At 46.7% G+C, this 14,681-nt stretch carries 20 protein-coding genes; 11 read left to right on the plus strand and 9 right to left on the minus strand.

The features are described from left to right. Positions 1–23 precede the first annotated feature (23 nt). The 3 genes from N179_RS04970 to N179_RS04980 are packed head-to-tail and all read left to right on the plus strand — an operon-like array spanning position 24 to position 3,636. Positions 24–440, plus strand: coding sequence for an NUDIX hydrolase (locus N179_RS04970; protein WP_075642382.1), 417 nt, complete (start codon positions 24–26; stop codon positions 438–440). Between the two features lie 14 nt (positions 441–454). After that, on the plus strand, positions 455–3,091 hold the full coding sequence (locus N179_RS04975) for an ABC transporter permease (protein WP_075642383.1): 2,637 nt from the start codon (positions 455–457) through the stop codon (positions 3,089–3,091). Between the two features lie 17 nt (positions 3,092–3,108). After that, positions 3,109–3,636 (plus strand): HAD-IIIA family hydrolase, encoded by a 528-nt coding sequence (locus tag N179_RS04980; RefSeq protein WP_075642384.1) that lies wholly within the window; start codon positions 3,109–3,111, stop codon positions 3,634–3,636. Between the two features lie 201 nt (positions 3,637–3,837). Here the strand turns inward: N179_RS04980 and N179_RS17230 are convergent, their stop codons facing one another. Further along, positions 3,838–3,960 carry a hypothetical protein gene (locus N179_RS17230; protein ID WP_276327333.1) on the minus strand — a complete coding sequence of 41 codons (123 nt, stop codon included), beginning with the start codon at positions 3,958–3,960 and terminating at the stop codon, positions 3,838–3,840. A 265-nt stretch (positions 3,961–4,225) separates the two neighbouring features. Here N179_RS17230 and N179_RS04985 point away from each other — a divergent pair, with 265 nt between their 5' ends. After that, positions 4,226–5,485: a hypothetical protein gene (locus N179_RS04985; RefSeq protein WP_075642385.1), complete on the plus strand. Its 1,260-nt coding sequence runs from the start codon at positions 4,226–4,228 to the stop codon at positions 5,483–5,485. 1 nt (position 5,486) lies between these two features. Here the strand turns inward: N179_RS04985 and N179_RS04990 are convergent, their stop codons facing one another. Both N179_RS04990 and N179_RS04995 read right to left on the minus strand, forming a co-directional pair. Then, positions 5,487–6,017 (minus strand): nucleotidyltransferase domain-containing protein, encoded by a 531-nt coding sequence (locus N179_RS04990; RefSeq protein ID WP_075642386.1) that lies wholly within the window; start codon positions 6,015–6,017, stop codon positions 5,487–5,489. Further along, positions 6,014–6,601 (minus strand): TetR/AcrR family transcriptional regulator, encoded by a 588-nt coding sequence (locus N179_RS04995; protein WP_075642387.1) that lies wholly within the window; start codon positions 6,599–6,601, stop codon positions 6,014–6,016. The genes N179_RS04990 and N179_RS04995 overlap by 4 nt, the downstream gene beginning before the upstream one ends. Before the next feature lie 154 nt (positions 6,602–6,755). Between N179_RS04995 and N179_RS05000 the strand changes: the two genes are divergently transcribed. Together N179_RS05000 and N179_RS05005 are read left to right on the plus strand one after the other, a co-directional pair. Next, the gene (locus tag N179_RS05000) at positions 6,756–7,472 is read left to right on the plus strand and encodes an ABC transporter ATP-binding protein (protein WP_075642388.1); all 717 of its coding nucleotides are present in this window, start codon (positions 6,756–6,758) and stop codon (positions 7,470–7,472) included. Continuing rightward, positions 7,472–8,500 carry an ABC transporter permease gene (locus N179_RS05005; protein ID WP_075642389.1) on the plus strand — a complete coding sequence of 343 codons (1,029 nt, stop codon included), beginning with the start codon at positions 7,472–7,474 and terminating at the stop codon, positions 8,498–8,500. Before N179_RS05000 ends, N179_RS05005 begins: the two co-directional genes overlap by 1 nt. Here the strand turns inward: N179_RS05005 and N179_RS05010 are convergent, their stop codons facing one another. Then, positions 8,501–9,205 (minus strand): hypothetical protein, encoded by a 705-nt coding sequence (locus tag N179_RS05010; protein ID WP_075642390.1) that lies wholly within the window; start codon positions 9,203–9,205, stop codon positions 8,501–8,503. It lies immediately after the preceding gene. Between the two features lie 82 nt (positions 9,206–9,287). Between N179_RS05010 and N179_RS05015 the strand changes: the two genes are divergently transcribed. From N179_RS05015 to N179_RS05020, 3 genes are all read left to right on the plus strand, one after another. After that, the gene (locus tag N179_RS05015; protein WP_075642391.1) at positions 9,288–9,632 is read left to right on the plus strand and encodes a DUF2200 family protein; all 345 of its coding nucleotides are present in this window, start codon (positions 9,288–9,290) and stop codon (positions 9,630–9,632) included. 12 nt (positions 9,633–9,644) lie between these two features. Further along, complete coding sequence (locus N179_RS16925) at positions 9,645–9,815, plus strand: hypothetical protein (protein ID WP_158024752.1); 171 nt, start codon at positions 9,645–9,647, stop codon at positions 9,813–9,815. Positions 9,816–9,890: 75 nt separating this feature from the next. Then, positions 9,891–10,100 carry a hypothetical protein gene (locus tag N179_RS05020; RefSeq protein ID WP_075642392.1) on the plus strand — a complete coding sequence of 70 codons (210 nt, stop codon included), beginning with the start codon at positions 9,891–9,893 and terminating at the stop codon, positions 10,098–10,100. 59 nt (positions 10,101–10,159) lie between these two features. Here N179_RS05020 and N179_RS05025 read toward each other — a convergent pair whose 3' ends face one another. The 4 genes from N179_RS05025 to N179_RS05040 all read right to left on the minus strand — a co-directional run bounded on the left by N179_RS05025 (position 10,160) and on the right by N179_RS05040 (position 13,107). Next, on the minus strand, positions 10,160–10,702 hold the full coding sequence (locus tag N179_RS05025; protein WP_075642393.1) for an NADPH-dependent FMN reductase: 543 nt from the start codon (positions 10,700–10,702) through the stop codon (positions 10,160–10,162). A 54-nt stretch (positions 10,703–10,756) separates the two neighbouring features. After that, on the minus strand, positions 10,757–11,740 hold the full coding sequence (locus N179_RS05030) for a ring-cleaving dioxygenase (protein WP_035397186.1): 984 nt from the start codon (positions 11,738–11,740) through the stop codon (positions 10,757–10,759). 59 nt (positions 11,741–11,799) lie between these two features. Next, positions 11,800–12,234 (minus strand): MarR family winged helix-turn-helix transcriptional regulator, encoded by a 435-nt coding sequence (locus N179_RS05035; protein WP_075642394.1) that lies wholly within the window; start codon positions 12,232–12,234, stop codon positions 11,800–11,802. Between the two features lie 192 nt (positions 12,235–12,426). Further along, the gene (locus N179_RS05040) at positions 12,427–13,107 is read right to left on the minus strand and encodes an NAD(P)H-dependent oxidoreductase (protein WP_075642395.1); all 681 of its coding nucleotides are present in this window, start codon (positions 13,105–13,107) and stop codon (positions 12,427–12,429) included. A gap of 119 nt (positions 13,108–13,226) precedes the next feature. Here N179_RS05040 and N179_RS05045 point away from each other — a divergent pair, with 119 nt between their 5' ends. Continuing rightward, entirely contained in the window at positions 13,227–13,598 is a 372-nt protein-coding gene (locus N179_RS05045) for a winged helix-turn-helix transcriptional regulator (protein ID WP_075642396.1), read from the plus strand. After that, the gene (locus N179_RS05050; protein WP_075642397.1) at positions 13,595–14,056 is read left to right on the plus strand and encodes a VOC family protein; all 462 of its coding nucleotides are present in this window, start codon (positions 13,595–13,597) and stop codon (positions 14,054–14,056) included. The genes N179_RS05045 and N179_RS05050 overlap by 4 nt, the downstream gene beginning before the upstream one ends. Here N179_RS05050 and N179_RS05055 read toward each other — a convergent pair. Further along, positions 14,049–14,681 carry a Type 1 glutamine amidotransferase-like domain-containing protein gene (locus N179_RS05055; protein WP_075642398.1) on the minus strand — a complete coding sequence of 211 codons (633 nt, stop codon included), beginning with the start codon at positions 14,679–14,681 and terminating at the stop codon, positions 14,049–14,051. The two genes, N179_RS05050 and N179_RS05055, sit on opposite strands and share 8 nt — an antisense overlap.

Here is a 14,681-nt window from a genome sequence, read left to right on the forward strand (position 1 = left end):
CCTCTCTTCACAGGAGGAAGTCTATGTTCCCGACATCGATTTATTCGTTATCAGCAGGAGCGGTCGTCTTGAATGACCAAAACGAGATTCTTTTAATCCAAGGACCGGATCGTGGCTGGGAGTTTCCGGGTGGCATCGTCGAGCCTGGGGAAAGTGCAGCTGACGGTATCATTCGCGAAGTCAAAGAAGAGTCTGGAATTGAGATTGAAATCGTGAAATTTTGCGGCATATATCAAAACCTCGAGGCGAATGTCTGTGCGACTTGTTGGCTTGCAAAAGCGATTGGTGGTCAACCGCAGACGAGCAGCGAAAGTTTAGCAGTCAATTTTTTCCCGCTCGAAGAAGTGTTACGACGCGTAACGTGGTCGAACTTCAGCGAACGAATCTTACATATCTTAGATGAACAGTCTCATCCATTTTTCGTAGCCTTTACCCCATAAAAGGAGGAATGACGATGTTCCGTTTTGTCTTAAATCAATGGCGCCGGCAACGTGGAAAATTCATTTTGACGCTCGTCGGTGCGCTCATCATCAGCGCTGGACTCAGTCTGATGTTCAACTTGACCGATTCAAGTCAGGGTACGGTCGAACAGACGTTACAAAAGAAATGGTCGTCTGCATATGACATCGTCGTTCGACCGAAAGGCAGTCAGATGACGACGGAGTCGAGTAAGTTACTCGAACCGAATTATCTTAATGGGATTAACGGTGGGATTTCCTTTAAACAATATCAACAAATCAAACAAATGAATGAGGTTGATATTGCAGCCCCGGTCGCTGTCATGGGGTATGTCATGTCTAATGTTTCCTTTGAAAAAGCGATTAAAATTCCTTCCACACCAGGAATCTATCGTTTTACAGAAACCACTTATATTCAAAACGGCTTCAAGAAAGAGCGACAATCAAAAACTGTGCTTCATCTTGCTCAAGGAACAAAAGTTCAAGTTCCTGAGAACGCTTCATTCATTTCTGAACAAATTGATGGTTTTTCAACGGCTGTCGCTAGAAATCCAGTCTTGATCGTCGGTATTGATCCAAAAGAAGAAGCACGGTTGGTCGGTCTGGACAAGAGTGTGCGTACGACGAACAAATCCCGATACTTCAATTCGTCCGATCATCACGAATCAGATGCTGCTAATAATCAAAATATCATCCCGATCTTAGTGAATCCGAACTCTTTTAATAAGGGAAGTTACGACTATGATATCGAACGTCTCGATGCTCCTTATCAAACCGAACAAGACCAGCAAAAACTAATTGATAAGGTCATCAAAACACAACCAAAACGGTCTATTATCAATTCTCCTCTTGCCTCTTATCCCGCTAAGAGTATTCAACACCTTTCCATCCCAACCGCTAAAGTAGAAGAAACCTATCTGCGAACGATGGTTGAAAAAACGAACAGCTTACAAACGGATTCTGAATATGCAGAAGGAGGACAATTGGTTTATCAATCTGGCCCTCTTCAATTCCAATCAACGCTTAGTCCATTTACAAGCCGATGGAGCAACGCTTTCGAAGTATCCGCGACGTCGACACGAATTTCAGGAATCGGTATTGAGAAGGAACTTATTTCAGATAAAGGATTTCGCTCCCTCACATCGATGGGACAAAAGGTTAAAAAACCAGAACCAGGCTCATCTAATGTCCGCTTTCCATTTTTACAATTTAAAGTCGTTGGTCTGTACGATCCGAAAAACATCAAGGTCTCAAAAGACCCGCTGAACGAGTTACCAATGGAAACCTATCGTCCCTCGTCTGCCGATCTTGTTTTAGATGCGAAGGGGGAACCTGTCAACCCAGCGAAATCGATTGATACGTCTGGTAATCCCGTCGGACTGTTGACGAGTTCTCCAAACATCCTGACGACGATTGACAGCGCGCGAGCAGTCAATGGCGAACAAGCTATTTCTTCGATTCGTCTTAAAATCAAAGGCGCTTCGACTGTCAGTGAAGATTCGGAGCAACTACTCCAAGACGTGAAAAAACAGATTGAACAGAAAACTGGATTGATGGTCACCATCACTAAAGGTTCTTCTCCACAACCCGTCGTTACGAAAGTCGTCGATGACGGCAAGACGCTCGGTTGGATCGAACAACCGTGGATCCACATCGGCGCCGCGATGACGATCTTCCGCGAGACAAGTGTCGGTTTCTCAGGAGTCATCTTCGCGATGCTCGCCGTCGCAATCGTCTATGTCCTCGCGACAAGCTATGTCTCGATGCTCGCGCGTCGGAAAGAGTTCGCTGTTTTACTCGCGCTCGGCTGGCGGACAAAAGATCTCTATAAAATTGTCTTGATCGAGGCAGCAATCCTAGCTGGATTCGTCTCAACGGTCGCCTTGATCGTCGAAGGAATCTTCTCATATGTCCGTAATGAAGCGATGAACGGCTGGAGCCTCCTCTGGATCGCGCTGTTCAGTCTCGTCATCTACCTCGCTGGTGCGACCTGGTCAGCTTGGACGATTCGCCGCATCTCACCGTACGAAGCGATCAAGACCGGCGAATACGCGAAAGCTGCTCGCGTCGGACTGAAGCTTCGTTCGACGATGACACTTGCACTAAAGGAACTGATTGGGAAATGGAAGCGTAATAGTTTGTCCGTTCTCTCAATCGCTCTACCAACAGCACTGCTGACGTTCTTCTTATTCGTGACGTTCCATTTACAAGGAGTGCTTTACACGTCTTGGCTTGGTCAATTCGTTGCCTTGCAAGTCGGTCCGATGCATTACGTGACGATGGGTGTTGCGATCACGATTTCTATTTTAACGACGGGAGAGATCATGTGGCAAAACGTCACCGATCGCCGCGCCTCACTCGCGGTCTTAAAAGCACTCGGCTGGACGAACGGCGCGATCCGTCAATTGATCGTCCTCGAAGGCTTCCTTGTTGGTCTGATTTCCGGAATCATTGGACTGATTGTCGCCTATACGACGATTTATGTCTTGTACGATCTCGTACCGTGGAATGAACCGTTGTTGATTGGTGTATCGCTTGCCTTACCGATTTTGTTCGGTGTCATCGCCGCCTTCATCCCAGCACAACTGGCCGCACGTGTTCAACCGTATCAAGAACTGAAAGATGCTTCGTAATCAAAGGAGTTGTACACATGAATTCTATTCAGGCAATATTTCTTGATCGAGACGGAACCATTGGTGGAGATGCCACCGTCCACTACCCTGGAACGTTTGCGTTATTTTCTTACGTTCCTTCGCTAATCGAACGCTTACGCAATCAAGGGATTTTACTGATTGCGTTTACGAATCAACCTGGTATCTCAAAAGGATTGGCCCGTGAAGAGGATTTTCGAACAGAATTACAGAACTTCGGCTTTGATGATACGCTGATTTGTCCGCATGCAGCGGAAGATCGCTGCACTTGTCGCAAACCGTCACCTGAATTATTATGGCAAGCTCAAGTAAAACACGATCTCCGACTCGATCAATGTGTCGTCATTGGGGACCGATGGAGTGATATGATGGCAGCTGCGCACGCCGGGTGTATCAAAATCTTAGTTCGAACCGGTGCCGGAGAGAGCTCCATTCGTGATTACGCTGATCGCGTGGAACAAGCAAACGTCGACTATATTGCCGACGACTTAACGGACGCGATCGCTTGGCTCGATACGAAAAACTGAACAAACAAAAAGGCGCGCTTCCACAACGGAAGTCGCGCCTTTGTTATTGCTTCGAACGTTTTGGTTGAGAAGATGCGTAGACACTAACCGCTAACACAAATAAGATTGCAAACCATGTCCAAAATGACATGTCATCGCCTCCTTTAGTTAATGCGTGAGTATTTATACTATCTTCTTTTAATCACCAAAAAATTCCTGCAATCATTTATTAGCGATTTTCCGCAATAGATACAACGCGTAGATGATCGATGGGATCGCCATCGCCATGAGGATGAGATGGACACTTCCGAATAACACGTTCATTGCTAGACTAAAATCTGACACTTTTGTTTCCTCCTACAGCTTAATACTACTTCTAGTTACTCTTCTAGAATAATACATTAAACTGTGTTCAACGCCTTACAATTATGTAATAAATTTCAATTCACATTCTTTTTCCAATACTTCACGTTACACTGAACGTATGAGAAAGAGAACGTAACCATTAAAATTCTTCTCTTTTCCTTAAACAATCAGCTAATTTTGTACACCTATTTTTAACCAAACGTTATTACAAATCAGCTAATCGTAATCGAAAGGTGTGAACGTAGTGCATATCTTAACTAACCAATTAGTCGAATTCATTATCGAGAAGTATCAGTTAAATGATTACATTCTCTATGATTCATCCTACGCTCGAGACAAAATGAACGATCAGACCGTCTACTCGTTTGAGACGTTTTGGATTCCGCGAGGTGCATCGGTCATCGAGGAAGAGAATGGCACGATGCTTCCTGAAGGAACCGTGCAGATTTCGATTGACCCTGTCACGAAACGAACGACGACGTTATCCTTACAGGGTCCGAGCTCGATTTATTCCGTGCCGAACGATTTACGTGATCCAACCACTCGGATCGCTTGGATTGAATCAGAAACCGATATGATCCATGGTACGCATTTCATGCTCGAAGAAGAAAACGAAACTTTTTTCAGTTATGTGAGTTGTTACGAAGGGATTCGGCTGACTCCCGGTTGCTTCATTCATCTGACATTAACGGAAAATGGTCAACTCGATGAGTTGTTCCTATACGGTCCTCATCCGCTTGATCATCATGTGAACCAGGAAGTTTTCGCTTTAACGCTCGAGGACATCGACTTGCTAACCAAACAACAAATAAAATGGTTTTCCTACCCTAAAACAGGACATCAATACGCGCACACCGTCTCCGAGACGTTCGTGACGCAAAAAGGGTCTATTCTTGTTCCAAGTAAACCAGATTTCACTTCCTCTATCGAAGTGAATGATGTGTTATCTTGGACAGGTTTACCGTCTTCTAAGAAGTATGAACGGTATTCGTTTCAATCTGGAGAAACCGTGACGGCGAATGACGTGATCACGCAGACCGAACATCCTGATTTTCATCCGATTTCGCAGGAGACGGTGAACGCTTGTCATACCGTAATCAAAGACATCATTCAAAACGAGTACCCTGCCGATTCCGGACAATGGATGATTCGGTATATTTACCGGCAACACCCTTACCTTGCTGTCACGTTGTCACGCGCGCATCCGACGTCCTATGTTGATCAGCAGCGACGCGTCACGATTCTCCTTGACGAAAAGACACTTGACTGGATTAGCTTGACCGACGATCAGGAACTCCATACCGCGCTCGCATCCGTTACTCCACCGGAGCTCGAGGACGAGCAGCAAGATGTCATTTTCAATGCATTACGTCCGTACCTTTTGCTCACGCCGCGTTATGTGTTCGATGTCTCAAAAGGTCACTACGTTCTTTGTGGCTTGCTCGATTCAAATCATGCTTACTTACCGGCAACGAACGAAGTCGTCTTATTACGCGACTTATAGGTCAGTTCAGCCATTGATCTATCCGATTTCTTACGGCTTTTGGAAGTACGCGTCGTCTCAGCTGTTCGAGACGCTCACGATCGACTTCCTGTTTCGTAAATACGTCTTCAATCATCGTGACTTTTTGTTCTCGTCCTGGAATCAGTTGATAGATGACATACCAATCGACGAGTGACATAAATGGAAGTCCAGTCTCATTAATCGTTTGTTCAGCAAACGGATAAACGAACACGCCCTCGTCATGGCGAACCTGCAGTCCGCTCATCAGATCGATATCGATTCCTTCGATGATGAATTCCTGGAACACTTCCGTCGCGTAAAGTGACGTCTCGTCTTGTTCAAGGACAGTTCCCATCTCAGATAACAATAGGAGTGCCCGTTCGGCGTCCGCTAACGCGACGACGAGGTCGATGTCGCGAGCAGTAACAGGCAGTCCATGATGGTGTAACAATAATGAACCACCGATCGCAAACTGAATCTGTTCATGCTGCAAACACGCGACGACTTTTTCTAAGACTTGCTCAATACTCATCGTCGGAACCCCGCTGCTCGAAACGGACCTTCCATCGAAATCGTAAAGATGATCCGGGCAATTTCTTCCGGTGATGTCTCGTTTGGATGGCGCAACCAGGATTCGATGACACCGAGATGAGCGGCCGAGAGATAGGCAATGAGATAATTTTCTGGAACGAGCCGTTCTCCTTGTTCCGGTAGTCCCGAGAACAGAATCTGTTGCATGTAATCACGGACCCGGTTCCGAAACATCCCGTCACTCGTCGGACTGAGTAGGATCCGCATCAGCGTCCGGTGTTCATAAAGAAACGTCAGAAACGGGATGATGCGTCGGTAAGGTGAGTCCTCCGTTTTGTTGATCAAGACGAACGGAATCTCCCGTTCAAACGTCGCTTCGATCTTTTCAAAAATCTCATTCGTCATCCGCTCGAGCAGTTCGTATTTATCCGCGTAATGATGGTAGAACGTCCCGCGGTTGACTTCCGCCCGATCCGTCAATAACTTGATCGTCACAGCATCAAATCCAACTTCGTCGATCAGCTGAAGGAACGTCTCACGAATCCTCCGGTCGGTCCGGATAACGCGTAAATCCTGTTTTTTCATTGAAATCGCCTCTTTCTTCAACATTTTAGAAGGATGTGTCGCTTAAGCGACAGATGGACGTCAACTGGTCATTGCTCCCAGTTTCTCTCCCTTTTATAATGAAATTAATCAACACGTTGTTCAATAATTATTTCATAAAAGGAGGGAGAATACGATGGATTTACAATTGCACGGTGTATCAAAATCGTTTCATCAACAGAGCGTCATCCAACAGATTGATCTTTTAATTCCGTCCGGTGAGATTTGTGGGTTACTCGGTCCGTCAGGTTCTGGTAAGACGACACTGATTCGTTTGATGATTGGTGCAATCCAGCCAGACGCAGGTTCGATTCAGATTGGTGACACTTCGATGCCAAGCTTCAAGATGTTATCAAAGATCGGTTTCATGCCACAAAACGATGCTTTGTATGAGGATTTATCGGGTCTTGCGAATCTGCAATTTTTCGGTTCCTTATACAACATGTCCCGTCAGGATTTAGCAAAACGTATCGAAGAGGTCTTGACACTCGTCGATTTGAAAGCCGATCAAAAAAAGCTCGTTCGCCATTATTCCGGTGGGATGAAGAAACGATTGTCCCTCGCCATCTCAATCCTGCATCGTCCGACCGTCTTATTCCTCGATGAGCCGACCGTTGGGATCGATCCCGTATTACGCCGCCAGATTTGGAATCAATTCCAAGCGATTCGTGCGCAAGGCACGACGATTGTCGTCTCGACCCATGTCATGGATGAAATCAACGAATGCGACCGGGCGGCACTGATTTATAACGGTCGGATCATCGCCTACGATCCGCTCGACCGTTTGCTCGCACAGACTGAAAACGGTCAGGTCGAGGAACTATTCCTGCTCGCTGGAAAGGACGTGACGTGATGTGGCAACTCGCACGACGGGTCATCCGTCAAACGTTGAACGATAAACGAAGCGTCGGACTGATTTTACTTGCTCCGTTATTGATCTTCACCTTGATCTATTTCTTACTTGGAAACGATGACTACACGCCTGTCGTCGCCATCAGTCAAGATGTACCGGCTCCGGTCTCGCAAGCGATCGAAAAACAGGATCTGTCGCTTAAAACGTATAACGGCAGTGATGCGGACGCCTATCTCAAAGATCATGAAACGGTCGACGTCGTCTTAGAGATGAGCGACAATCAGCTGTCCTTAAGTCTCCGCGAACCATCGACGAAAAGTTCGAAAGCACTACGCGAGATTCAAGCTGGACTTGCGTCACTGCAACCGACGATGCAACTCGAGACGAACTATCTGTACGGAGATGTTGATCAATCGACCTTTGATGCGCTTGGCTTCGTCTTTTTATCGCTGTTCTCATTCTTCTTCGTCTTTATCTTGTCAGCAATGGCACTCGTCAAGGAACGCAGTGGCGGCACGCTCGAGCGGTTGATGATGACACCGATTCGCCAAACCGACGTCATCTTCGGCTATACGCTCGGCTATAGCGTCTTCGCTTCCATCCAGGCAATTCTTGTCGTCCTGTACGCAACAACCGTTCTTGACTTACCGTCTGAAGGTTCGATCATCTGGGTCTTCCTGACGATGCTTGGACTTGCCGTCGTCGCGGTCTTGTTCGGAGCAACGATTTCGATTTTTGCCCAGTCTGAGCTGCAGGTCGTCCAGTTGATTCCCTTTACGATCATTCCACAGATCTTCTTCTCGGGTTTGATTCCGCTCGATCTGATCCCGTATGGACTTGGTAACATCGGATATATCACCCCGATTTTCTACGGAGCGAGTGCGATCAAGGAAGTACTCGTCTACGGCAACGGGTGGTCGAGCATCTGGCCGTACTGGCTCGGACTATTCCTTTATGGAGCAGCCTTGTTCTTGTTGAACATGCTTGCTCTTAATAAGTATCGCGGACACCAAAAAAGACACGGCTGATTACACAAGCCGTGTCTGATTTTGCTCAAGCTGTTCGAGGAAAGCAGTCCGTCGAGAGGGATCGAGTGTCTGTTCCGGAATATCAGCATATCGAACGAGTTGATAGATCTCATGCGGGACCGTGACCTCTAAGCGTGTAAACCACTCCGTCAGCGTCTCATATGTCCGCCGTTGTTGCACTGGAGCAAGTGACCGATTGAACGCGCGCACCGCTTCACGAATTTTTGAATCAAGAATACTGTCTTTAGATGAGGACTGGACTTCAGGCGTAAGCGGAAGCGATAGAGCGGTTCGTTTCGGTTGATGCCTTGATGGGAATGACCACTGCATACGGTTGAATCGTTGTCGACGATACAGATAGAAAATGATCACTAAAGAGACCATCCAAGGAGTCATACGTGCGATTTGATTGATCGCATCTGTCAAGAAACCTTTCCCAAGCTCAATCGGTTTTTTCTTTTTAGGTTCCTTCCGATATCTTTCGTGCCCACTTTTTGAAGAATCCGGTTGTTTGATGATTTGTTCTTCTTTCACATAGATGACTTTATTAGTTGGTAAGATCTTGCTCGGAATATGTACCCAGTTTCCTGTCGATTGATCAATCGGTGGATCGATCAATGCTTGATACGATAGTTTTACACCCAGGACGCCTAAAAATAGGACTAGGCACGTCAAAAAAGTCATTCCAATGATTCGATGTCTCATTTCATCCTGTACCTCCAAACCGAATTGAACTCCGTGACACAAAACCTTTTCCCATATGTTACCATGAAAGGAGGCGATTCAGATGAGTTACGAAAAAGTATTTCAAATGCCGATGTTGCAGCTGTATCAGGTATACCGTCAAAAAGTCGAGCGTAAGCAACGGATACAAGAGGAACTCGATGACGTACTGTTCTGGTTGACCGGACACACGCCATCTACTCTTGAACAAGCCATACAAACCCAAAACTTCGCAGCCTTTTTCGAACACGCACCCGATCTGAACGAACGCCGCTTTTTAGTCACTGGTGTCATCTGCGGTATTCGAGTAGAGAACCTAACGGATCCGCACATTCGTAACATCCGGATTCTCGACAAACTCGTCGATGAGTTGGCGAAAGGAAAAGCGTTAGCTAAAATCTTACGATAAGGAGGAATGCTGATGTCTACTTTACTCAGTACACTGGCGATCCTTGTCATGGTGACCAGTGTAACCTATTTCATCGTCTATCAAGTCAAACGAAACAAAGGAACCCATCGTTCCCCCGTCTATCGACTTGTCTTTAGTGGTCTGTTGGTCGGCTTGATGGTCAGTTATTTTTTGCTGACGTGAGTCGTGATTTTTAGTTTTTGACTTAAACAATAAAATTATTAATACAGTATTTGAAATAATAGAGGAGGTATACGATTGCAACTTCGAAAATGGATTCTTCCACTTTTATTGCTCACCTGTCTCGCATCACCGAATGCTGCGACGTCGTATGTTAAATGGACGGTCGCTCCAACGGGGCACTATCTAGAACGTCTTCAAGCGGCTGACATTCCATACAAAGTCCGCCAACACACGCTTTACGTTCAAGAAAAGGATCTGCGCCGCGTCACGTCGTGTTGTACATGACAACGATAGAAACCCCCCTCATTTCAGCGAAATGAGGGGGGTTTCTGATCAATCACGATTTAGCGAATTGTTTTTAATGCTGTTGCCCACGGGATGACTTGATCGAGCATTTGGTTGACCGATGTTTCTTGAACGGCTGCCGCTTTTAAGACCGATCCGTTCTCGAAATCAGTGAACAAGGATAACGCCGGATGCACCCGGACGTCGGCGATCAATAACTCACCTAAGATGCCGCGCAAATGTTCGGCTGCCCGTGCCCCACCGACAGAACCGTAAGAGACGATCCCTGCCGCTTTGTTGTTCCATTCGACACGTAGATAATCGAGCGCGTTCTTGAGTGACGCTGCAATCGAATGGTTGTATTCCTGGACGATGAAGACGAAGCCGTCTTGTGCTGCGACATCCTTCGACCAAGCAGCAGCACCCGACGCATCCCCATACTTTTCACCTAGAAGCGGTAATTTGTAGTCGGCGATATCAAGAATCGTATAGTTCGCATCCCCTCGTTGATCGGCGAGTTGTTTGACCCAGTTCCCGACTTGTGGGCTGAGACGTCCTTCACGTGTGGATCCTAAGACGATACCAATGTTTAATTTCTCCATTTTCATTTCCTCCTCTAATTTAGATGCGGTTAGCTACGTTATCGTAACGTTCTCTTAAAGGTATTCTTTTTCGATCTTGCGCGTACTCCGGACCGTATCGATTGGACGGACCATTTGTTCGATCTGTGCTCGTTGCGGCTCGAGGAACGGTGGTAATGACAATTTCTCCCCGACCGTTTCGTATGGCTCGTCCCCCATGAAACCAGGACCATCCGTTGCCCACTCGAACAAGACACCGCGCGCGACACGGGCATAAAGGGACTCGAAGAAGAAGCGATCGACGTAACCGGATGTGTTGAAGCGCAGCTGTTGCATCCGCTCGATCCATTCTTGTAAGGCAGCCGTATCTTCAACGCGGAAGGCGACGTGGTGCACCGTTCCGAATCCTTGACGTCCGCTTGGTAGAACGACGTTATGCTCAACGATGACTTGGGCACCATTTCCGCCCTCGCCCATCTCGAACAAGTGTAGGGAACCAGCTTGATCGACTTCGCGCATCAACATCGCTTGTTCAAGTACCGCTTTTAAATTGTCGAATTCCGCGATCCGGATGTGAATTGGACCGAGTCCCGTGATCGCGAACTCGAGGGGTACCGGACCGTTTTGCCACGGTGTGCCGGAAGCGACACCTTGATTATGCTCGTCAGAGATCAACATGTATTGTTGCTCATCGAAATCGACGAACGAGAGCGTCTGCTTGCCGAATTGTTCTTTGATACCACGGTGCTTGACGTCGTATTTGTCAAAGCGTTTAATCCAGTATTCGAGTGCGGCATCCGTCGGAACACGGAACGCTGTCTTAAAGATTTCATTCGTTCCGTGTGACCCTTTTTGAATACCAGGGAAATCAAAGAACGTCATATCCGTGCCGGCAGATCCTTTATCATCGGCGAAGAATAAGTGATACGTCTGGATGTCATCCTGATTGACGGTCTTCTTGACCAATCGCATTCCTAAGACGTTCGTAAAGAAGTCATAGTTTTTTTCAGCACTGCTCGTAATCGCTGTCACGTGGTGGATTCCTTTTAATTCATTCATGAAAAATCGCTCCTTTAATGAATATTATCTCGAATTCGAGATATCAGCCTAAAAATTTTTTATTGTTTTTTTGCTTGATAGCCGATCGTTTTGGCTGTCTCGATGAATGCTTCGAGGTCTGACGGGGCTATTCCTTGAAATACTTGATTGATTGCTTGCTCGTGCTCCGGAAAAATCGTTTCCATCAATTGTTGCCCTTCAGAGGTCAGTTCCGCAAATGTCACACGCCGATCCTCTGGACATGCTTTTCGGACAACGTAATTTTTCTTTTCGAGCTTATCGATGACATAGGTGATGCTACTGCTCGTGATCAAGACTTTTTTCCCAATCAATTGAATCGGTTGCCTGCCCCTGTGAAACAGCAACTCAAGAACCGAAAAATCCGTCGGGTTCAATCCCCATTGCGCAACATCCTTCTTGATGACTTCATGTAACGCATCAACTGCGCGCACCATGACCGTCAATGCTTTCAAGTTCGGATTCGGTGGAGTCATTTCGTTCACCTCTTTTGTATCTTCAATTCATATATCTTTAATTCGAGATAAATATACCATCCTGATTTTTGTTCGTCAACTGTTTTGACTATTATTTATATAAACTTGATACATAACAAACTAAAAAAACTGAGTCGAACAAAAAATCGACTCAGATGCGATGAATTACATGGTTTTAAAATCGCTTAAATGTTAGACCCAATCAACGAGATCAACGAGGGCTTGGCGTGTTTGCGGATGCGCCGGTGCTGCATTTCGATAACCAAATGCGACCATGACGGCGACATTCAGATTATCCGTCAGGTGTCCTTCATCACGTAACAGCTGTTCGACAGCTTGTTGGTCGAATCCTTCCATCGGGCACGAATCAATCCCGATCTGTGCCGCACTGGTCATCATGTTGCCGAGCGCAATGTATGTTTGTTTTGCCGACCAATCCCGCATGGCGCGCTTGGATGACACAAGATCGAAGTCGGCTTCCTGGAACTGCCGATAAAATGAATGACGACCTTGCTGTGCTTCAGGCGTTAATCCGATCACATCTTGCATCATATGATGGATGTAAGGTGCGTCAAAATGCATGTCCTGTTCATTTCGAGCCAAGAGGATGACGAAGTGGCTCGCTGTCTCAAGTTGTCCGGCAGCGCCCCACGCAAACGGTGCAAGTCGCGCACGAAGCGACTCATCCTGAATGACGAGAAAACGCCACGGTTCGTAGCCAAACGATGACGGTGAAAGACGTCCCGTTTCGAGGATGAAAGCAAAATCATCTTCCGGAATCTGTTTGTCCGCGAATCGTTTTGTCGCGTGACGGAAGCCGAATGCCTCGAGAATCTGTTGTTTTCGTAAATCGGTAGTCGTTTTAGTTAACATGTTCTAGCCTCATTTCGTATGATAGTGACATCTGAAGTGTATGCCGCTTCATATCAAGCGACAAGTACGCACTTTGAAGTGACATACTATCAATCATGTAACTAAAGGAGACGATCCATATGCCAATCGAAGACAGTTGTGTGTTTCTAAATACCTATTCTTGCGCGACAGCAGCGACGGTCGAAGTGATCGGTGGAAAATGGAAAGCCATCTTACTCTATCAACTACTTGACGGTCCGCTTCGCTTTTCAGAACTGTTGAAGACCTCTGAATCCATCAGTCCGCGTATCTTGACCTTACAACTGCGAGAACTCGAGCACGATGGGCTGATCCATCGTGTGACATACGCAGAAGTGCCTCCTCGTGTCGAGTATTCGCTGACCTCGCTCGGTGAGACACTTCGTCCGCTCGTCCTGATGATGAAACAATGGGCGACCGATCATATGTCAAGCGTGCTCGAACATCGTGCTGCAGGAGAACTCGTTCAATGACGTTCTCACTATATGAAGCGCATCTACCGGTATCTGATTTACATCGATCGATTGAGTTTTACGAATCACTCGGATTAACCTTTGATCATACCGTTGACGATCGAATCGCATTTTTATGGATTGAACCCGGAAAAAGTTGGAATGGACTTTGGATTAGCGAGCATACGAACACACCGTATCATCCTTCCATCCGACACATCGCTTTAACTGTTGATATCGACTTTTTACGAAATGCTCCGAATTGGTTGCGCGAGCGTCAAATCGAACCACGCGCTGCATTTGGATTTGGACCAGATGAGCCCTTCTTCGTGATGACACATACGGATTACGCCCATGCCAAACTGCATTTCAATGATCCGGATGGCAATAGTCTTGAATTCATCTGTCACTTACCGAATCCGAAACGACTATCGAAGAAGATGACACTCCTAGAGTTCGAGACGCTAACGTTCACTTAATGTAACATCCATACAACGCGTGTCCTTCGCCTAATCGATAGTAATCGGTCCCAGAAAGAATATACGCCGTATCGTCAGGTAATCCGATCGCGTGATTCATTTGAGACACGTGTTCCTGAAAACGGGTTGCCCGTTTTTCCTGGTTCAAGTGTGGACAGAGACAACCACTCAGCCAACCTTGCCCCGTATCCAGGTAATAGTCCGTTCCGTCCTCACTCGTACGGATTCCGTATTCCATCGCATAAATCGCTCCAGCGCTGACACCGACGTACCACGTTCCACGCTTGATGGCTTGTTCAAGCAATACATCCATGCCTTTTACAGCAAAAGTCTTGACGAGTAACGGATAATTGCCACCACCGACATAAAGAATGTCGGCATTTTCTATTAATCGTCGTTGCGTCGCCATGGATTGTTCGTCGTCAAACAGCGTGACGACCGAGACGATCGCGCCAAGTGCTTCATATGTATTTCGAAATTGGTATTGGTATAACGATTCATCTCGACTTGCCGTCGGCAGGAAGACGATATGTGGCGCGTGTTTCGTCAGTTGAACGACATGCCGATTGATGAATTGATGAGACGGAGCAACCAGTTGACCGCCTCCGATTAGCATGAGGTTCAT

Source organism: Exiguobacterium indicum HHS 31 (genome assembly GCF_001939065.1).
Taxonomy (GTDB): domain Bacteria; phylum Bacillota; class Bacilli; order Exiguobacteriales; family Exiguobacteriaceae; genus Exiguobacterium_A; species Exiguobacterium_A indicum.